The sequence below is a fragment of the Streptomyces kryoterrae genome (assembly GCF_054072135.1).
Map to the genome: position 1 here is coordinate 9,827,062 of NZ_CM133358.1, position 19,595 is coordinate 9,846,656.

The 19,595-nt window shown below is 71.4% G+C and carries 17 protein-coding genes and 1 pseudogene; 10 read left to right on the forward strand and 8 right to left on the reverse strand.

Translation table 11 applies throughout. From position 1 onward, the window contains the following. The first annotated feature begins 58 nt into the window (after positions 1-58). Together ACW4TU_RS43785 and ACW4TU_RS43790 are read left to right on the forward strand one after the other, a co-directional pair. Complete coding sequence (locus tag ACW4TU_RS43785; protein ID WP_457422918.1) at positions 59-2,629, forward strand: SpoIIE family protein phosphatase; 2,571 nt, start codon at positions 59-61, stop codon at positions 2,627-2,629. Between the two features lie 220 nt (positions 2,630-2,849). Next, positions 2,850-3,266 carry an ATP-binding protein gene (locus ACW4TU_RS43790; protein WP_457422920.1) on the forward strand — a complete coding sequence of 139 codons (417 nt, stop codon included), beginning with the start codon at positions 2,850-2,852 and terminating at the stop codon, positions 3,264-3,266. A 135-nt stretch (positions 3,267-3,401) separates the two neighbouring features. Here the strand turns inward: ACW4TU_RS43790 and ACW4TU_RS43795 are convergent. After that, positions 3,402-3,602: pseudogene (locus tag ACW4TU_RS43795) on the reverse strand (SARP family transcriptional regulator); the annotation flags it as partial. 60 nt (positions 3,603-3,662) lie between these two features. After that, positions 3,663-3,857 carry a hypothetical protein gene (locus ACW4TU_RS43800; RefSeq protein WP_457422922.1) on the reverse strand — a complete coding sequence of 65 codons (195 nt, stop codon included), beginning with the start codon at positions 3,855-3,857 and terminating at the stop codon, positions 3,663-3,665. Between the two features lie 372 nt (positions 3,858-4,229). Here ACW4TU_RS43800 and ACW4TU_RS43805 point away from each other — a divergent pair, with 372 nt between their 5' ends. Continuing rightward, positions 4,230-5,381, forward strand: coding sequence for an acyl-CoA dehydrogenase family protein (locus ACW4TU_RS43805; protein ID WP_457422924.1), 1,152 nt, complete (start codon positions 4,230-4,232; stop codon positions 5,379-5,381). Between the two features lie 10 nt (positions 5,382-5,391). Here the strand turns inward: ACW4TU_RS43805 and ACW4TU_RS43810 are convergent, their stop codons facing one another. The 6 genes from ACW4TU_RS43810 to ACW4TU_RS43835 all read right to left on the reverse strand — a co-directional run bounded on the left by ACW4TU_RS43810 (position 5,392) and on the right by ACW4TU_RS43835 (position 12,399). Continuing rightward, complete coding sequence (locus ACW4TU_RS43810; protein WP_457422926.1) at positions 5,392-5,946, reverse strand: PaaI family thioesterase; 555 nt, start codon at positions 5,944-5,946, stop codon at positions 5,392-5,394. Positions 5,947-5,977: 31 nt separating this feature from the next. After that, positions 5,978-6,952 (reverse strand): LLM class flavin-dependent oxidoreductase, encoded by a 975-nt coding sequence (locus ACW4TU_RS43815; protein WP_457422928.1) that lies wholly within the window; start codon positions 6,950-6,952, stop codon positions 5,978-5,980. Beyond that, complete coding sequence (locus tag ACW4TU_RS43820) at positions 6,949-9,411, reverse strand: bifunctional acetate--CoA ligase family protein/GNAT family N-acetyltransferase (protein WP_457422930.1); 2,463 nt, start codon at positions 9,409-9,411, stop codon at positions 6,949-6,951. Before ACW4TU_RS43820 ends, ACW4TU_RS43815 begins: the two co-directional genes overlap by 4 nt. Positions 9,412-9,437: 26 nt before the next feature. Beyond that, the gene (locus ACW4TU_RS43825; protein WP_457422932.1) at positions 9,438-10,517 is read right to left on the reverse strand and encodes an amidohydrolase family protein; all 1,080 of its coding nucleotides are present in this window, start codon (positions 10,515-10,517) and stop codon (positions 9,438-9,440) included. An 84-nt stretch (positions 10,518-10,601) separates the two neighbouring features. Next, positions 10,602-11,564: an electron transfer flavoprotein subunit alpha/FixB family protein gene (locus ACW4TU_RS43830; protein WP_457422934.1), complete on the reverse strand. Its 963-nt coding sequence runs from the start codon at positions 11,562-11,564 to the stop codon at positions 10,602-10,604. Positions 11,565-11,637: 73 nt separating this feature from the next. Continuing rightward, complete coding sequence (locus ACW4TU_RS43835; protein ID WP_457430600.1) at positions 11,638-12,399, reverse strand: electron transfer flavoprotein subunit beta/FixA family protein; 762 nt, start codon at positions 12,397-12,399, stop codon at positions 11,638-11,640. A 172-nt stretch (positions 12,400-12,571) separates the two neighbouring features. On the opposite strand from ACW4TU_RS43835, the gene ACW4TU_RS43840 reads away from it, so the two are divergent. The 7 genes from ACW4TU_RS43840 to ACW4TU_RS43870 are packed head-to-tail and all read left to right on the forward strand — an operon-like array spanning position 12,572 to position 19,548. Then, complete coding sequence (locus tag ACW4TU_RS43840; protein WP_457422936.1) at positions 12,572-13,897, forward strand: phenylacetate--CoA ligase family protein; 1,326 nt, start codon at positions 12,572-12,574, stop codon at positions 13,895-13,897. After that, positions 13,897-14,607 (forward strand): hypothetical protein, encoded by a 711-nt coding sequence (locus ACW4TU_RS43845; RefSeq protein WP_457422938.1) that lies wholly within the window; start codon positions 13,897-13,899, stop codon positions 14,605-14,607. Before ACW4TU_RS43840 ends, ACW4TU_RS43845 begins: the two co-directional genes overlap by 1 nt. A 34-nt stretch (positions 14,608-14,641) precedes the next feature. Continuing rightward, positions 14,642-15,553, forward strand: coding sequence for an SDR family oxidoreductase (locus tag ACW4TU_RS43850; RefSeq protein WP_457422940.1), 912 nt, complete (start codon positions 14,642-14,644; stop codon positions 15,551-15,553). Between the two features lie 4 nt (positions 15,554-15,557). After that, entirely contained in the window at positions 15,558-16,019 is a 462-nt protein-coding gene (locus ACW4TU_RS43855; protein WP_457422942.1) for a Zn-ribbon domain-containing OB-fold protein, read from the forward strand. After that, positions 16,016-17,164: a thiolase family protein gene (locus tag ACW4TU_RS43860; protein ID WP_457422944.1), complete on the forward strand. Its 1,149-nt coding sequence runs from the start codon at positions 16,016-16,018 to the stop codon at positions 17,162-17,164. Before ACW4TU_RS43855 ends, ACW4TU_RS43860 begins: the two co-directional genes overlap by 4 nt. A gap of 12 nt (positions 17,165-17,176) precedes the next feature. Beyond that, on the forward strand, positions 17,177-18,436 hold the full coding sequence (locus ACW4TU_RS43865) for an acyl-CoA dehydrogenase family protein (RefSeq protein ID WP_457422946.1): 1,260 nt from the start codon (positions 17,177-17,179) through the stop codon (positions 18,434-18,436). Then, positions 18,433-19,548 carry an acyl-CoA dehydrogenase family protein gene (locus ACW4TU_RS43870; RefSeq protein WP_457422948.1) on the forward strand — a complete coding sequence of 372 codons (1,116 nt, stop codon included), beginning with the start codon at positions 18,433-18,435 and terminating at the stop codon, positions 19,546-19,548. Before ACW4TU_RS43865 ends, ACW4TU_RS43870 begins: the two co-directional genes overlap by 4 nt. Positions 19,549-19,595: the final 47 nt, after the last annotated feature.

Consider the following 19,595-nt stretch of genomic DNA (forward strand, 5'->3'; position numbering starts at 1 on the left):
TGCGTATCAGCCGTCCACGTGGTGTCCCTGGACGCCCGAGCCGAGGAACAGGTCAACCGTGAGCAACCTCCATCCGCCGGCGGAGCCGCAGGACGTCGGGGCTTCGACAGGTGGGTCGCCCGCCGAGGACCCGACGGCGGACATCGACACGCTGTCCGACAACCCATCGGACTCGACACCCCTCGCCCGCGCCGACGGTCAGGCCGCTTCCGGTACGGAGGAGGCAGATGAGGCAGATGAGGCAGATGAGGAAGACGGGGAAGGCGGGCAGAGGCAGCCTTCCCCCGTCGGGAGACTCGCGGCTACCGTGGAGCGACTGCGCCGCGAGGTACAGATGGCCCAGGCGGAAGCGGACGGACGCGCCCTGATCGAACTGGCCAAGGGCATCCTCGTCGAGCGGCTCGGGTGCGGGCCGTCACAGGCGGCACGACAGCTCGCCGAGCTGACCGAGCAGGCGGGCGCGACACCCCTCGAATTCGCCGTCGAGGTCATCAACCAGGCCGCGCGTGACCGGCTCTCCGACGTGACGACCGCCTTCCTCGCCACCACGGCGGACCACAGCGACGCCACCGACCCGCCGGAGAAGGGCTCCTTCGGCTCCTTCGCCGTACGGCTTCGGACCGCCGAGAGCGGCGCGCTGGCCGCCCACGACACCCAGGCCGTGGCCGACTCCCTGCTGGAACACGCTCTGACGCCGCTCGGCGCGGAAGCCGTGGCCATCTGGGTGCTGGGCGCCGACGGCTCCCTCACGCTGGCGGGCAGCGCCGGATTCCCGGCCGCGGAGGCGGCACGCTGGCGGTACGTGCCGCCGGGCGTGGCGACGGTGGCCCGTCGCGGGCTCGGCGAGCGAACGGGCCAGTGGATCGGCTGTCTGTCGGAGACCGGCCTGCCCTCCATCGGCGGGTACCACCACCCCGACGGTGGCCGGGTCGCCGTACCCGCGGGCACCGGCGGCAGGATCCACGGAGTGCTGGAAATCGTCTGGCCCACACGCCTGGGAGTCCAGCCGCCGCAGATCGTCCGGCAGGTCGAGGCCCTGGCCGAGCTGTGCGCGCACACCCTGGAGACCTACGCCCCGGACCATCCCGACGGCGACGCGCGATCCGGGATCCTGCCGGACGTCGCCGAACTGATGGACCTGGCCGACGGCCTCCACGACCCCGCGCTGGTGCTCGTTCCGCACCTGGACGCCACCGGGGAGCTGGTCGACTTCCGTATCCACCACGTCAACACCGCCTTCCTCGACCCGGCCGGTCGCCCGCGAGGCGTCGTCAACGGAGGCCTGCTCCTGGAGACCTACCCGATGGCCGCCGGCGAGAGCGAGCTGTTCGAGCAGATCGAACGTGTCTACGCCACGGGCGAGCCGTTCCGTGCCCGCCGTATGCGGCTCACGGCACTGGTGGACGACGTCCCGCTGGCCACGGTCGCGGACATCAGCGCCAGCCGGAACGGTGGCAGTGTCCTCCTCGTCTGGCGCATGGAGGACGAGACCGCACGGCTGGCGAATCTGCTGCAGCACGCCCAGCGCCTCGGCCGCATCGGCGGTTTCGAGGAGAACCTCCTCACCGGCGAGATCACCTGGAACGGCCAGCTCTTCAGCCTCTACGGCAAGCCCTCCGCCAGCGGCCCGGTCCCGCTGGAGGATCTGTCCGCCCACGCCCACCCCGACGACGCCGTCGCCATCGGCAGGTTCCTGCGCACCCTCCTGCACCACCGGCGCCCCGCGTCCGCGGCCTTCCGGCTCCAGCGGCCCGACGGCGTGACCCGGCACATCCGCGTGGTGGCCGAGCCGGTCCTCGACTCCGACGGCCGGCTGTTCGTCGTCCGGGGCGCCTACCAGGACATCTCCGCCCACCACTGGACGGAGGTCGCCCTCGCCGCCACCCGCGACCAACTCGCCCACTCCGAGCAGCAGGCGAGCGAACGCAACCGGCTCACCCTCCAGCTCCAGCACGCGATCATGCCTCCGTCGCAGGCCCCGCTGGAGGCCCCCGGACTGCGCGTGGCCGTTCGCTACCGGCCCGCGGAGACCCAGCACCTGGTCGGCGGCGACTGGTACGACGCCGTGGTGCTGCCGTCCGGGCTGGTGCTGCTGTGTGTGGGAGACGTCGCCGGACACGGCATAGAGGCGGCCACCAGCATGGTCGTCCTGCGCAACGCGCTGCGCGGTCTCGCCGTGACAGGCGCCGGACCGGGCCAGTTGCTGTCCTGGCTCAACATGGTCGCCCACCACCTGACCGGAGTCGTCACCGCCACGGCCGTCTGCGGCCTGTACGACCCCGACCGCCACACCCTGCGCTGGGCCAGGGCGGGCCATCTTCCGCCCGTCCTGGTGCGCGGCAACGAAGCCACGGCGCTGCCCTTGATCGCGGGCCTGCTGCTCGGTGCCCTGCCCGAGGCGACGTTCGAGGAACATGAGGTTCAACTGGCCGTCGAAGACACCCTGTTGATGTACACGGATGGTCTGATCGAACGCCGTGACCGGTCCGTGGAGGAGTCGCTGGCCCAGCTGCTGCTGGCAGCGCGCACGGTACCGCCCACGCTCGACCAGCAGTTGGACCGCCTGCTCACCTACAGCAAGTCCGACACGGACGACGACACCTGCATCGTGGGCGTCCAGGTGACCTGAGGCCTGCACTCCCCGGAGGGGGACCCCCGTCGCCCCGCTCAGCGGCAGGCAATGGCGCCGCAGCCTGAAGACGGCGTGATCCAGACGACAGGACCTGGGCGCTTGGGCGCTGCTTCAGCGGAGGGGACCCGGCGAGAACCGGTCGCCGGGACGTCTGCGATCGCGGCCGGTGGGCACACGATGTGTACGAGTTGGTTTCCGACGGCAGGAAGGGGAAGTCGTGGCGATCAAGGCGATGGGCTGGGCGCACCCGTTTCCCGTGTCAGGAGGCGTGCGCGCCGGCCGGCGGTGGACGCGAAGGCAGTTGGAGTCCCTTCCGTGGACCGCAGCCGAGCCCGAGACAGTGGACGCTGTCGTCCTGACAGTGTCCGAACTGCTCACCAACGCACATGTCCACGCGCACAGCGACGCGCAACTGATCCTTACCTGGGACGGCGACTGCCTCCACGTGAGCGTCCATGACGAGGATCCGACGCTGCCACGCCAGCGCAACCCGCAGGCCGGTGAGACCTCCGGCCGCGGGGTGGGGATCGTGCGGATGCTCGCCGACGGGTTGCAGGTGAAGTGTCAGCGGCACGGCAAGACAGTGTCGGCGTGCTTCCGCCCGGCCGGCGCCGACCGGCAGGGCGGAAGCTGAGCGGTGACCACCTGCGGGTCGCCTCGTCCCGCGCCGACCGGAACGCCCAGCACCGCGTGACTCGGGGCGGTCGTGACTTTCGGGCGCCGAGGCCCACTCCTCGTGGAGCAGCCGCCGGAATGCCCCGAAGTGCCGAATCGCCTCCGCCAGGTTGTTCTCGGCCAGGTGAACGGCTACCGCCGCGCAGTGGGGCCCCTCACGGGGGGCGTCGATCGCGACGCGGGCGAGGCCGGCCTGCGGCGCGAGTGCGTGGCAGCCGCTCCGGGTGAATCGGACGCTCGGTGATTCGAGCGCGTGCAGGCGGAGTTGGCGCAGCGGCTCCCGCTCGGAGTGGATCCACTCCTCGTCCCCACCCGGAGCAGGTCACCGCTCTCCAGGTGGACGAGCGGGGGCGGCTCAGCCGGTGGCGTGGACCGGGTTGAGCAGTGAGCCCGCGGCGCTGACGGAGACGACCGGACGCTGCTTGGCCTCGAACCGCGTGCCGCCGGGCGCTCGGCGCGGCCGGCGTCCCTGCACCGGGTTGGTCATCGCGCTGAAGCCGAGCACTGTCACGTCCGCGGTGACCTGGAGTCCGGACCGGCCGCCGCCCACCGCGGCGTGCTCACCGGTCGAGGTGCGAGGAAGAACGGGACGCCGGCGTGGCCCTCTGGGCGATCGTCGCGACAGACAGCCGGAGTTCGGTGAACCCGCTCCGGTTCACCGGCGCGAGAGCGCGCCGCAGACGGTGTCCGTCGGCCGGTGGCGGCGCGGAGACCCTGACGCCGCGCCGCTCTGGACCGTATCCGACCGCTACCGTCTCGTCGGCGACGGTGAGCTCGGTGGACGGCCGCGCACCGTGCCGCGTCGCCCACGGGCTCGATCATCCCCACAGAGCCGCGGGAGAACATGTATGGCTCCCTGTACCTATCCGCTAGCATAGAATAAATAGGTAGATGAATAGGCTGATGCTGGCGAGGAGTGGCCGTGGACTTCGGGCTGACCGACGAGCAGGACCTGTTGCGCGCGACGGCACGGCAGTTCGTCGCCGACGTGTGCCCGGCCGAGAAGGCCAAACAGTGGGACGAGGAGAGTGCCGTACCGCCCGAACTGTTCCGCGGGATGGCCGAGCTGGGGTGGTTCTCGCTGCCGTTCGGTGAGGAAGAGGGCGGCGACGGCGGAGGTCCGCTCGAACTCATCCTGATCGCCGAGGAGTTGGGACGGGCCAGCTTCGACGTCGCCATGTGCTACATCGGGGTGCTCATCCCCGGGATCACGGTGTTCCGCTGGGGCAGCGAGGCGCAGCGCGACTTCATCCGGGACCAGGTGATGTCGGGACGCCACCGGCTCGCCGTCGCCCTCAGCGAGCCGGACAGCGGGTCCGACGCCGCGGCGCTGCGTACCACCGCCGAGGACCACGGGGACCACTTCCTCGTCCGCGGACAGAAGGCGTGGTGCACGGGAGGCGGACTGCCCGACACGACCATCGCCACCTACGTGCGCACGGGACCGCGCGAGCCCAAGCACGGCGGCATCAGTCTGCTGCTCGTCGATCCGTCGACGGAGGGCGTCGAGGTGCGCCGGACGCCGACACTGGCCCGGCACATCCTGGGCACGAACGAGGTGTTCTTCAACGACGCCCTGGTGGCGAAGGAGAATCTCGTGGGCCCACGCGACGAGGGCTGGAAGGTGATGCTCTCCAACATCGAACTGGAGAAGGTGATCATCAGCGGCGGCTATCTGGGAGCCGCTCAGGCCACGCTCGACGAGATGCTCGCATACTCCCGCACGCGGCACGCCTTCGGCCGTCCGATCGGCAACTTCCAGGCACTCGCCCACGCCATGGCCGACCTGCAGACCGAGATCGACTCCGCCCGGCTGCTCGCCTACCGCGCCGCCTGGCTGCTCGCCCAGGGCAAGCCGTGCACGCGGGAGGGATCGATGGCGAAGCTCAAGGGGTCGGAGACGTACGTGGCTGCCGCCCGGCTCGGCATGCAGGTCTGCGCGGGGCACGGGTTCTCGACGGAGAGCGTGATGAGCTTCCGCTATCGCGAGTCGATCGTCGCCACCATCTCCGGGGGGACCAGCCAGATCCAGCGCAACGGGATCGCCCGGAGCATGGGGCTGCGTTCCTACTGACCCGGAGCTCCTACCGGCCTTCGGAGTCCTCCGGCTGCCCGGCCAGCCACTTCGCGTGCCGCGCGTAGTGGCTCTGGTCGCGGGTCACCCAGATTCCGGAGGCCCGGGCCAGTACGGCCCCGCCCGGTGCGAGCGTCATCTCGCCCGCGATGTACCAGCGCGATCCCTCCCGCCGGTCGGCCCACACCCTCAGTTGCAGCGGCCGTTCCACCGGCACCGGCTTCACGAAGCTCACCGTCAGCTCGGCCGTCACGCTCATCACGCCGTGCAGCAGCGGGAGATGGCCGAGGCAGTCGTCCAGGACGGCTGCCGTCCACCCACCGTGCGCGACATCGGGCCCGCCCTCGTGGGAGCGCGGGCAGCTCAGCTCGAACCACGCCACCCCTTCTTGGTCGAGCCGTTCGCGCTCCACCCCCAGCCGGCAGGCCCCGAGGACGCGGCACCCACCGCAGAGGGTCACGCCCCCGGCGGTGCGGGGTGGCTCCGGCATGCCTGTGCCCGCCCAGTGCCCGTTCGGTGCCGTCACTGCGGCCGCTGCGGTCTCGCCGGTTCCCGTCGTCGACATGATGTCCTCCTCGGTGTCCGTTCAGGCGTCTTCAGGCGTCGGCGAGCAGCGGACGCAACTTCCCCGCGATCAGCTGCACTTGGCGGGCGATCATCTCCTCGGGCATGCCGGCCAGGGAGGCCCACAGGAACACACCCTCGACGGGCAGCCCCCGCACGTACTCCCTGATGGCGTCCGCGACCGTCTGCGGAGTGCCGTACAGGAACTGGCCGACGCCGGTGGCGCTCAGCCCCGTTTCCCGCCACCGCTCGGGGTCGATCGGCCGGGGGGCGGGCTGGTCGGTCCCCTCCACCATGTACCGGCGGTAGCTGTCCCACTGGTACGCGAGGTGTTCACGCACCACCGGCCAGTCGCCGTCGGGGTCCTCCGTGACGAACGTGGTGAACGAGCCCTGCATCCGGCCCGCCGACCCGTCGTACCCGCTCTCGGCGAGCCCTTCCCGGTACGGCGTCAGCAGCGCCGGGTTGAGCGACAGCAGCCCCGTGCCGAGCCGGCCGGCCCGCCGGGCACCCTGCGGGCCCTGGTAGCCGAGCCAGATCGGCAGCGGGTCCTGGACCGGACCCGGAGTGACCAGGGACTCGGCCCACAGACCGCGGATCTCCCGTACGCGCTGGTCGGTCGTGGTGTAGCGCTTGGTGAGGTCGCCGCCGTACAGCCGGTATTCCGGGACCCGGTAACCGGTGCCGAGCCCCAGGTCGAGCCGGCCGTCGCTGATGATGTCCACGATCGCTGCCTGCTCGGCGATCTCGGGGGCCGCGTGCAACGGGGCGGGGATGACGGCGGTGCCCAGGCGCACCTGGCGGGTACGGGCCGCCGCCGCGGCAGCCATGGTGAGCGGCTGGGGAAGATAGCCGTCCTCGAAGCCGTGGTGTTCGGAGAACCAGACCGAGTCGAGGCCCAGTCGGTCCGCCTCCTCGCACATCTCCAGGGTGAAGCCGTACAGCCGCGACCAACTCTGCCGCCAGGGCGGGGGATTGCGCAGGTCGAAGTAGATGCCGACTCTCACGAGCGGCCACCTCCCTTGGTGTTGTCGGCCAGTCGGACCGTCGCGTGGGCGACGGCCACTCCGTCCCCCGGCGGCAGCAGGCGTACCGGGCGCAGTTCCAGCGCCTCGATCTCGGGCAGGTCCTCGACCATCGCCGAGATGCGCAGGACGGTCTCCTCGAGTGCCGCCAGATCCACTCCCCGGCCGCCCGCCCGGCCGTCCAGCAGCGGGGCCGCCCGCAGCGAGCGGACCATCTCCCGGGCGTCGCGGTCGCTGAGCGGGGTGACGCGGTGCGCGACGTCCGCCATGAGGTCTGCGTAGTCCCCGGTGAGCCCGAAGGCGACCACCGGGCCGAAGACCGGGTCGGCGCGGACGGAGAGGAACGCGTCCGGGCCGGTGTGCGGGGCGGCGTGCGGGTCGGTGTCGCGTACGGCGATTCCGTAGGAGTCGAGGAGTTCGGCGGCGACCGCTGCCGGGACCGGGCCGGGAGCGCCGGCGGCGATCAGCGACCGGGCGCGCTCGGCGTCGACGCCCGCGAGGTCCGGTACGACGCCCGCGGGGGTGCTGCGCCAGGCCTGGTAGGCCGCCGCGTGTCCGAGCGAGACGGCAGCCGCCTCGGGGAACGTGTACGTCGGCACCACCAGGTCGCCCCGGTGCAGGAGATCGGCGACGCCCGCGCCGCCCAGGAAACTGGCCAGCACCGGTTTGTCGGGCCGGGCCGCCGCCGCGTCGAGGATCGCCGACGCCACCTCGTCGGGTTTGTCGGCCAGCGGCGGCATGAACAGCACGACGGCCGCGTCGATGCCGTCGTCGGCCAGGACCGCGTCCAATGCCCGCCGGTAGTGCGCGGCGGTGGCCGTCGGGGTCAGGTCCACCGGGTTCGCCGTGTCCGCGCGGGGCGCCAGGGCCGTACGGAGTGTCTGTCGCGTGCGCTCGGCGAGCGCGGGTACGCGCAGACCGCTCGCCGCACACGCCCCGACCGTGAGTGCCGCGGGGCCACCCGCGTTGGTGATCACGGCGACCCGGTTGCCTGGCGGGGGCGGCTGGTGGGCGAGCAGCAGGGCGACGTCGAACAGCTCCTGGAGACCGCGGGTGCGGATCACGCCGGACTGTGCGAACAGGGAGCTGACCGCCGAGTCCGCGTGGCCCGGATGGACCGCGACGATCGGCTTGCGCGGAGCGATCCGGCGGGCGACACGGGCGAACCGGCGCGGATTGCCGAAGGTCTCGACGTGCAGCAGGATCACCGACGTGCCCGGATCCTCCTCCCACCACTGGAGCAGGTCGTTGGTGGACACGTCCACGGCGTGGCCCACCGACACGAAGCCGGAGAAACCGAGCCGCAGCCGCTTGGCGAAGTCGAGCACCGCGAGCCCCAGCGGCCCGGACTGGCTGGACATCGCCACCCGGCCGGGCATCGGCAGGGCGGGCGAGAAGGTCGCGGCCAGCCGTGCCGCGGGGGTGGTGTTGACCACGCCCATGCAGTTCGGGCCGACCAGCCGCATGCCGGAAGCGCGGGCGAACCGGGCCAGCTCCAGCTCGGTCGCCCGCCCGTCGGCCCCGGTTTCGCCGAAGCCGGTCGAGACGACGACCACCGCCTTGACGCCGGCGTCCGCACACTCCCGTACTGCCTCGGGCACCGCCCCCGCCCGTACGGCCACCAGCGCCAGGTCCGGCGGCTCGGGAAGGTCCCGGACGCTCGCGTACGCCCGCACCCCCGCGATCTGTTCCGCACGCGGGTTGACCGGGAACACGCTGCCGCCGAAGCCGCCCCGCAGCAGGTTGGCCACGATCTCGTGGCCGATCGTCAGCGGGTCGCGGTTGGCGCCGATCACGGCGACCGACCGCGGTTCGAGCAGGGGCCTGAGTGACCGCCGCACGGCCGTGTGCTCGCGGCGCTCGGCCCGGGCCACGGCCTGGGCCTGCGGGTCGATGGCGATCTCGAAGTGGATGATCTGACCGGGCGGCCCGGCCTCGATCCGGTAGCCGGAGCCGAGGAACACGTTGATCATCCGGGTGTTGTCGGCGAGCACGTCGGCCTCCAGCACGCGGATGCCCCGGGTGCGGGCGGCGGCGGCGATGTGCTCCAGGAGCAGCCGGCCGAACCCCTCGCTCTGGTGGTCGTCCCTGATCGTGAAGGTGACCTCGGCGTGCTCCGGTTCCGCCGGATCGCGGACGTAGCGCACCAGACCGGCGATCTCGTCACCGGAGAGGGCGACGAGCGCCAGCTCGTTGAGATAGTCCACGTGCGCGCCGCGCCGGATGACGTCGTCGCGGGCGCGGACCACCGGGCCGAGCGAGCGGTAGGCGAGGGTGGCCCGGGACAGACCGCCGACGAACGCCACCAGGCGGTCGGCGTCCTCCGGCCGGATCGGCCGGACGAAGGTCGACCGCCCGGTCCTGACGAGTCCGGGCCGTTCGAGGTCCTCGGGGTACGGATCCTCCGGGGCCGGGTCTTCGGGGTACGGGGGAGTGGTCACCGGAGTTCCGCCGTCGGCGTCGCCGCTCAGACGGCCGCCTCCTGGGGAGTCTGCTCCGGGAGGCCGAAGAGCTCGTTGAAGGTGCCCCGTGTGACGCGGTCGCGGATCTCGTCGGACACGCCGTCGAACAGGTCGTGGAGCGTGGCCTGGGTGTGACCGTAGGTGCCCTCCAGGTGGGGGTAGTCGTCGCCCCACATGACGTTCCGGTAGCCGGTCGACTCGACGATCTCCACCGAGCTCCTGTCGTGCTGGAAGGAGGCGTACACCTGCTGCCGGATGATCTCGCTGGGCAGCCGGCTCAGTTTCGGCCGGACGAACATGCCGTGCTGGCGGTACGCCTCGTCCATGCGGTCGCCGATGGCCGGCATCCAGCCCGCGCCGCCTTCCGCGATGAGGATCCGCAGGTCCGGGTGACGGTCCAGGGCACCGCCCGCGACCATGTGGGACACCACGCGCATGCCGGGGTAGGTCGTCTCCATGTAGTTGACGACCGCGCCGCCGGGCCCGCGGAAGACGACGTTCTGGCCGCCCGTGCCGATGTGGAAGCCGAGCACCATGCCGGCCCGCTCGGCCGCGGTCCACAGGGGCTCCCAGCGGTCGAGGGCGTACTCCTCGCCCTCCCGTGTCGAACACGGCAGGAAGATCGTCTTGAAGCCCAGCTCCGCCGCCCGCTCCAGCTCGGCGACGGCGTCACCGATGTCGGCCGTCGAGACGCAGGCGGTGGTGATGACGCGCTTGTTCTTGCTGAGGATCTCCTCGTGCGCCCAGTCGTTCCAGGCCCGGACGGTCTCCCGGGCGAGTTCCCGGTCGGTGATCGAGACGAGCCAGAACCCCATGGAGGGGAAGGCCAGTTGGGACCAGACCCCTTCCTGGTCGAGGTCCTTGAGGCGGACCTTCAGGTCCCAGGCGCCCGGCGGTCGCATGGCGTCCATGAAGTCGCCGAGCTGGCGGTCGATGCGTTCGCCGTCGATGTAGAGCATTTCGTACTTCTCGCCGCGCTCGCTGCGCGGGGCGCGGGCGCCGAGCCGCGCGGGCAGCCGCTCGGTCCACACGTCGGCGGGCTCCATCACATGGGAGTCGCCCGAGTTGACCCAGATCTTCGACATGACGCTCCTTCGGGTCAATGCATGTAATCAGTTAGCGATTTTAGTTGTATGGGTGGTGGAAGGGAAGGCCGGTCGGGTGTGAGATCAGCTCCGGCGTCGCTCGATCTCGTCCAGCAGCCGGGGCAGGACCTCGAAGAGGTCTCCGACGACGCCGTGGTCGGCGAGCTCGAAGATGGGCGCGTCGGGGTCCTTGTTGACGGCGACGATGGTCCTGGACGTCTGCATGCCGGCCCGGTGCTGGATCGCGCCGGAGATTCCGGCGGCGAGGTAGAGCTGCGGGGAGACCTGTGTGCCCGTCTGGCCGACCTGGTGGCTGTGCGGGTACCAGCCCGCGTCCACGGCGGCACGGGAGGCCCCGACTGCCCCGCCCAGCGCGTCGGCGACGCGTTCGACAAGGGCGAAGTTCTCGGCCCCGTTCACGCCCCGGCCGCCGGAGACCACGATGTCCGCCTCGGTCAGCTCGGGACGGTCGCCGCGCTCCCGCCGCGTGCGGGACAGGATCCGGACGCCGGCGGAGGCCGGAGCGAAGGCGATGTCCTGCTTCTCGACGACGGGGTCCGCGGGGGCGGGCTCGGGGGCGGTGGCGTTCGGCTTGACCGTGATCACCGGCACGCCTCGGGTGACATGCGCGGTGACCTGGTGCGTCGCCGCGAACGCCGACTGCTCGGTCACCGGGCCGTCCGGCCCGGCGACGACGTCCACGGCGTCGGTGATCAGCCCGGAGTCGAGCCGGAGCGCGACCCGTGCGGCGATCTCGTTGCCGTCCGGGCCGGACGGCAGCAGGATCGCCGCGGGGCCGGTGTGCCCGGCGATCTGTGTGAGGGCGTCGACTGCGGGGGTGACGAGGTACTCGTCGACCTCGGGGACGTCCACGACGTAGATCTTCCGCGCCCCGAACCGGCCGAGGGCCTCGGCCGCGGTGTCCGCGCCCGGTCCCAGGAAGACGGCCGAGGGGTCTCCCAACCGGCGGGCCAGGGTGAGCAGTTCGAGGGTCGGCTTGCGTACGACGCCGTCGGTGTGGTCGACGAGGACGAGGATTTCGGCCACGGTGATGCACTCCTCTTGCCGGGAAACGGGTCGGAACGGGGCAGGGGCGGGTCGGAAACGGATCAGGGGCAGGTCAGATGAACTTCCTGGTGGTGAGGAACGCGGCCAGTTGCTCGCCGCCCGCGCCCTCGTCGACGACGATCTCGCCCTTGGTGCGCGGCGGGCGCCTGGTCGCGGTGTCCACGGCCGACCGTGCGCCGGCCGCTCCTACCTGCGCGGCCTCGATCCCGAGGCCGGCGAGGTCAAGGGTCTCCAGCGGCTTCTTCTTCGCGGCCATGATCCCCTTGAAGGACGGGTAACGGGCATCCCCCGAACGGTCGGTCACCGACACGACGGCCGGAAGGGCGCCCTGGACCCGTACGGTCGCGCCGTCACCCTCACGGCGGCCCGTCACCGTTCCGTTCTCGACCGCGACCTCTTCGAGGTGGGTGACGGCCCGGACGCCGAGCCGCTCGGCCAGCAGCGCCGGTACGACGCCCATGGTCCCGTCCGTCGAGGCCATCCCGCACAGGACGAGATCGAAGCCGTGCCGCTCGATCGCCCTGGCCAGGACGAGTGACGTCCCGAACGCGTCGCTGCCCGCGATGTCGTCGTCGTTGACGTGGATCGCCGAGTCGCCGCCCATGGCCAGCGCCTTGCGCAGCGCGTCCTTGGCGTCGTCGGGGCCGACGGTGAGGTAACCGATCTCGGCGTCGACGTCCGACTCGGCGATCCGCAGGGCCTGTTCGACCGCGTACTCGTCGAGTTCGGACAGCAGTGAGTCGACCGACGCGCGGTCGGTGGTGCCGTCCTGGGTGAAGGTGCGGTCCGCCGTGGCGTCCGGCACGTGCTTCACACAGACAATGATCTTCACGGCGCCCTCCCAGGTCGTTCTGTTGGTTGAATGAGTGTTAATAGTTAACTATATAGGTCGGCGGATCGCGAGGTCTGGCCTTGAATCCGTCGAATTGGTTGACTGATTGCGCTGATAGCTGGAAGATCTGGGCACCGAGCCGCGAGGAGGCGCCATGGTGGGTGACACGGACACCGATGACAGGTACTTCGAGCCCCAGGTGGAGACCATGCCCCGCGAACAGTTGCGGGCGCGGCAGGAGGAACGGCTCCTGGAGCTCGTCGAGTACGCCTACGGCAACTCGGCCTTCTACCGCGAACTCTGGGACGCGCACGGGGCGCATCCGCGCGACATCCGGTCCCTGGAGGACTTCCGGGCACGGGTGCCGTTCATCACCAAGGACATGGTGCGCGCCTACCGGCTGCGCACGGGCGATCCCTTCGGCGGACTGCTCTGCGTCCCGGTAGAGGAGCTGACCTCGGTCTCCTCCAGCTCGGGCACCACCGGCGACCCGGAGTTCTTCCCCGAGATCTGGCAGGACGCCCCGCCCCTGGTGACCGCGCAGGTGCGTGACCTGTGGGAGCTGGGCCTGCGGCCGGGCGACCGGGTGCTGAGCCCGCCCGGCACCTTCCGCAACCTCATGGACCCCGGCTATCAGGCGCTGGGCGCGGTGGTCATCGAGGTGGACACCTGGATCGGGAAGATGCACGAGGTCGTCGACGCCCTGCGCACCTACCGGCCCGCCTATCTGCAGATGATGTATCCGCAGATGGTGGAGCTGGAGCACCTGGCCGAGCGGACCGACCTGAGGGAGGCGTTCTCCTCCCTCAAGGGTGCCTCCTGCGCCGGGCAGCCGCTCAGCCGGAAGATGCGCGAGCGGATCCGCGACGACTGGGGCATCGACGTCTACGAGTACACCAGCGCCGCCGACACCGGCACCGCCTGGGAGTGCCGTGAGCACGACGGCTTCCACCTCTGGGAGGACACCGTCTTCGCCGAGTGCGTCGAGGTCGACGAGCACGGCGGATGGCGCGACGCCCCGGAGGGCGACCTCGGTGAACTGGTCGCCACCGACCTGGACAACAGGGCCGCACCCCTGATCCGTTACCGCAGCGAGGACCTCGTCCGCCTCTCCGGGGACACCTGCGGCTGCGGACGTACGCACGCCCGGATGTGGGTGGCCGGCCGGCGCGGCGACGAGACGCTGGTCCAGGGGCGTTCCGTGGTCCTGCGGGACATCTGGCAGGCCGTGGAGGACCAGCCGGAGACGGTGGCCGGGGTGTTCCAGATCGTCCGGGGCGGTCGCGAGGTCGACGAACTGCGGCTGCGCGTCGGCTACGACCCCGCAATCACCGGCGACGTCGACGCCCTGGCAGGGCGGCTGAGCGAGGCAGTGCGCGAGCGGACCGGGGTCAAACCGGTGCTCGACATGCGCACCGAGGAGGACCTGTTGAAGACCATGACCAGCGTCGCCAAGTTCCCCCGGGTGGTGAAGAACTGATGGCCCGCGCCGACACCCTGGCCCGCGCCAGGAAGCTGGACCGCCCCGAACTCGCCTACCTGGTGCGCTTCCCCGCCGCCGACGGCATGACCGACATGGAGCTGACCTGGGCGGAACTCGCCCGCGACACCGAGTGGGTCACCGAACGGCTGCGGGAGCACGGCCTCGCCGCCGGTCAGCGGGCGCTGCTGACCACCTCCGGCTTCGAGGGCTTCTGGGGGCACGCGGTGATCGGCGCCCTGCGCACGCTGAAGGTGACCTACGGCATCGCCGAGGCGATGGGCTGGGACCACCGCCGTACCGCCGTCTTCCACCGTGAGCTCGACCCGCACGCGGTCATCGGGCTGTCCGCCGAGACCCTGGAGGGGCTGGCCGGCGGCGCCGACATCGGCGAGCTGTTCCGGCCGACGTCCGTCGTCCTGGCCCGGCCCGCCGCCGTACCACTCCTGCGCGGAGCGGGTGTGTCCGCCGCCCTGATCTCGACCGTGGGACCGGCCCTCGCGCTGGAGTGTCCCGAGCGGGCCGGCGCGCACGTCAACGCCGCCGAATGGCGGGTCGGCGAGCGGGACGGACAGCTGACCGTGGCGGCGGGGGAGGGGCGCGGCTCGCCGCTGCCCGAGACGACGCTCCGCATCGCGGGCCGTGTCGTCACCGGCCGGTGCGCCTGCGGCAGCGAGAACCCCCGGGTGCTGCTCGACGAAGCGAACTGACCGCCATCAACAAGGAGTCGACGAGGAGTTGAGGATGTCCGAAGGAGTGGTCGACGGCCGCGTCGTGATCGTCACCGGCGCCGGAAACGGGATCGGCCGGGCGCACGCCCAGGCGTTCGCCGCGCACGGTGCGAAGGTTGTGGTCAACGACCTGGGCGGCTCGCGCGACGGGGCGGGTGCCTCGGCCGGACCCGCCCAGAGCGTGGTGGACGAGATCGTCGCGGCGGGCGGGGAGGCCGTGGCCAACACGGACGACATCTCCACCTGGGCCGGCGCGGGCCACCTCGTCCGGCAGGCCGTGGAGACGTACGGCGGCCTGGACGTGCTGGTCAACAACGCCGGCATCCTGCGCGACCGGATGATCGTGTCGATGACCGAGCAGGACTGGGACAGCGTGCTCGCCGTCCACCTCAAGGGCGGCTTCGCCACCCTGCACCACGCCGCCGCGTACTGGAGGGAGCGCGCCAAGTCCGGTCACGACAACGACGCCCGGGTCATCAACACGACCTCTCCGTCCGGCATCTTCGGCAACCCCGGACAGTCCAACTACGGTTCCGCCAAGGCCGGCATCGCGAGCCTCACCCTCATCGCCGCCGCCGAACTCGCCCGCTACGGCGTGACGGTGAACGCCATCGCGCCGACCGCGCTCACCCGGCTGACCGAGGACATCGAGATGATGAAGCGGGCCGCCGAGGCCCAGGACCTCACCCCCGAGGCCATCTCGCCGCTCGTGGTGTGGCTCGGCTCGGCAGCCTCGCGCGAGGTCACCGGCCGGGTGTTCGGCGTCGTCGGCAACCGGATCACCGTACTGGAGGGCTGGGTCAACGGCCCCGGCGCGAGCGCCGAGTCGCGGTGGACACCGGAGGAGCTGTCCTCCGTCGTCCCGAACCTGGTGGCCAAGGCGGCTCCGAACGCGGACGCGCTGGGCGAGCGGAAGGGTGCGTGAGGGAATGACGATTACTCAGAAACCGGTGGTCGAAGGCCTGTTCACCTGGCCTGCCGAACCGTCCTCACCCCCGCGTCTCATCGGATCCGAGTGCGCGGACTGCGGCCTGGTGAGCTTCCCGGCCGCCCCGGACTGTGTCAGGTGCGCGAGCACCGAGTCGAAGGAACGGCTCCTGGCCGACCGCGGCACGCTGTGGACGTACACGACCCAGAACTTCCGGCCGCCGTCCCCGCCGTACGACGGACCGGTGGCCTTCGAGCCCTACACCGTCGGATACATCGAGCTTCCCGGCGAGCTGCTGGTCGAGGCCCGTCTCACCGAGCCCGACCCGGAGAAGCTCCGCATCGGACAGGACATGCGGCTGACGCTCGTGCCCTACAGCGTGCTCGACGACGGGACCGAGGTCATGACGTTCGCGTTCGCCCCGGCGGAAGAGTCCGCCCAGTCGGAGGAGGAGACATCATGACCGAGGCTGTCATCATCGGCGTGGGGCTCCACCCCTTCGGCCGGTTCGGCGCAAAGCCCGCCCTGGACATGGGCGCGGACGCGGTACGGCTCGCGCTCGCCGACGCGGGCGTCAACTGGCCGCAGATCCAGGGCGGTTACATCGGCAGCTACGAGGTCGCCAACCCGGACGCCATCGTCGGCCGGCTCGGCCTCACCGGTGTACCCCTGCGCGGAGTCTTCAACGGCTGTGCCACAGCAGGCACCGCCGTCGCGCTGGCCGCCCGCGCGATCGAGACCGGCGAGCACGACCTGACGATCGCGATCGGCCTCGACAAACACCCGCGCGGTGCGTTCGCCGCCGATCCGTCCGTGGCGGGCATCCCCTCCTGGTACGGGCAGACGGGGCTCTTCCTCACCACCCACTTCTTCGGCATGAAGATCAACCGCTATATGCACGACCATGGCATCTCGCACGAGACGCTCGCCCGCGTGGCCTCGAAGAACTTCCGCAACGCGGCCGGGAACGAGAAGGCCTGGCGCCGCACCCCGCTGTCGCCCGAAGAGGTTCTCGCCTCCCCCGTCCTGAACTACCCCCTGCGCCAGTACATGTACTGCGGCCCGAACGAGGGCGCGGCGGCCGTCGTGATGTGCCGGGCCGACCAGGCCCACAAGTACACGTCGACCCCCGTGCGCGTCCGGGCCACCGCCCTGCGCAGCCGCAGGCTCGGCGCCTTCGAGGTGCAGAGCCCGTCTTTCCCCGTAGGGGATCCCGTCGAGAGCCCGACCGTGGACGCCTTCCGGGCGGCGTACGACCTGGCGGGCATCGGCCCGGAGGACGTCGACGTCGCGCAGCTCCAGGACACCGACGCCGGGTCGGAGATCATCCACATGGCGGAGAGCGGCCTCTGCAAGGACGGCGAGCAGGAGCGACTGATCGCCGAGGGTGCCACCGAGATCGGCGGCCGGCTCCCGGTCAACACCGACGGCGGTCTGCTCGGCAACGGGGAGCCGATCGGGGCCTCCGGGCTGCGGCAGATCCACGAGATCGTGCTCCAGCTGCGTGGTACGGCGGGCCCCCGCCAGGTCCCCGGCACGCCCCGCGTCGGCTTCACCCACCTGTACGGCGCGCCCGGCGCGTCGGCGGTGACGATCCTCTCGACCTGAGGGAACAGGCTCATGGACCAGGACCAGGACATGCAGGCCTTCGCCACCGAGGTGCGCCGCTTCCTCGACGCACACGCGGCGAAGGCCGACCGCACCGCCCGCACCTGGGGCGAGGGCGACGACTCGATGGCGTACTTCAGCAGCCTTCCGCCGGACAGGGAACGGGAGTTCGTGCAGCGGGCGCGGGAGTGGCAGCGCCTCCGCCACGAGAACGGCTTCGGCTGGATCACCGGCCCGGTGGAGTACGGCGGCCGGGGCCTGACCCCCGTCCACGACCTGCTCTACGACGCCATCGAGTCGGAGTACGACGTCGCCGACACCGGCGTCCTCAGCGTGATCGGCCTCGGCATGATCGGACCGACGATCCTGACCCACGCCCAACCCCACATCAGGGAGCGCTGGTTGCCCGCGATGTACCGGGGGGACGCCATCGCCTGCCAGCTGTTCAGCGAGCCCGGGGCCGGCTCCGACCTGGCGAGCGTGGCGACGAAGGCCGTCCGGGAAGGTGGGGGCACCTCCCGCTCGAGCGCAGCCGAGAGTGGGGGAGACTGGGTGCTGAACGGGCAGAAGGTGTGGACCTCGGTCGCCCAGCACAGCCAGATCGGCCTCGCGCTGACCCGCACGAACCCGGACGCGCCCAAGCACCGGGGCATCACCGCCTTCCTGGTCCCCATGGACGCCCCCGGCGTCGAGGTCCGGCCCCTGCGGCAGATGACCGGCGGCGCCGACTTCAACGAGGTCTTCCTCACCGACGTGCGCGTCCCCGACGACCACCGCCTCGGTGAGGTCGACGGCGGCTGGACGGTCGCCCTGACCACCCTGATGAACGAGCGCGCCACTGTCGGCAGCGAGGGCGCGGGCCCGGTGGCCGCCGCCCTGTCCCCGGACCACCTCTCCGCACTCATGCGCGCCACCTGGACCTGGGACGACCGCGCACTGCGCGCCCGCCTCGCCGAACTCCTCGTGGACGCCATGGCCACCGAACACCTCAACACCCGTGCCCTGCGCAAGCTCCGGGCCGGGACGGCACCGGGACCCGAGATGTCCGTCTCGAAGCTGATGTACGGCCAGAACCTCACCCGAGCGGCGCACTTCGTGTCCGACGTGCTCGGGCCCCGGATCATCGCCGACACCGGCAGGTGGGGCACGTACGCGTGGACCGAACTGCTCCTGGCCACACCGGCGTTGCGGATCCTCGGCGGCACGGAGGAGATCATGAAGAACATCCTCGCGGAACGGGTCCTCGGCCTGCCCAAGGAGGCGCGGTCATGACCGCGGACGAGAGCGAACTGCGTGAACTCCGAGCCTCCGTAAGGGAGTTCATGGAGGCCAAGTCGTCCGAGGAAGCCGTGCGCAAGCTCATGGAGAGCGAGCCGCGCTTCGACCCGGCGGTGTGGGCGCAGGCCGCCGACCAGCTGCGCCTGCCGGGCCTGGCGATCCCCGAGGAGTACGGCGGCGACGGCTTCGGACCGGTCGAACTCGGCGTCGTACTGGAGGAGATGGGCCGCGCACTGTGGTGTGCGCCCTTCTTCGCCACCGTGGTCCTGGCGGCCCAGGCCCTGCTCGCCTCGGGCGACGGCGAGGCCTGCGCACGACACCTCCCCGGCATCGCGGCCGGGCGGACCACGGCCGCCCTCGCCGTGGCCGAGGACAACGGCTCCTGGGACCCCGCCCTGGTCTCGACGCGTGCCGTGCCGGACGGGGACGGCGGGTGGAAACTGCGCGGCCGGAAGTCGTTCGTCATCGACGGTACGACGGCCGACCTGATCCTCGTCGTCGCCCGGACGGTCGCCGGCCCCGCGCTCTTCACCGTGGACCGGGAAGCCACCGGGCTCGCGGCGGAACCGATGGAGACCCTTGACGCCACCCGGGCCATGGCCCGGCTGACGTTCGACGCCGTGCCGGCGACACTCGTCGGCGCGGACGGGGCGGGCGGCCGGATCATGGCCAAGGTCCTGGACATCGCCACGGTGGGACTGGCCGCCGAGCAGGCGGGCGGGGCGCGCCGGTGCCTGGAGACGAGCGCCGAATACGCCCGCGTCCGGCACCAGTTCGGGCGGCCGATCGGCTCCTTCCAGGCGGTCAAGCACAAGTGCGCCGACATGCTCGTCCAGGTGGAACTGGCGGAGGCCGCGTCGAGAGAGGCGGCGCGGCTGGCAGCCGAGGGCGCCGCCGGGTTCCCGGTCGCCGCGGCGGTGGCGCACGCCTGCTGCTCACGGGCGTACATGTTCGCCGCCATGGAGAACATCCAGGTCCACGGCGGCATCGGCTTCACCTGGGAGCACCCGGCCCATCTGTACTTCCGGCGCGCCAAGTCCTCGCAGCTGCTGTTCGGGGGCCCGGCCGTGTACCACGAGCGACTGCTGGACAGGCTCGGTATCTGACCTGACGGCGGCAGACGGCAAGGAGGACCCCGGGGAGAATCCCGGGT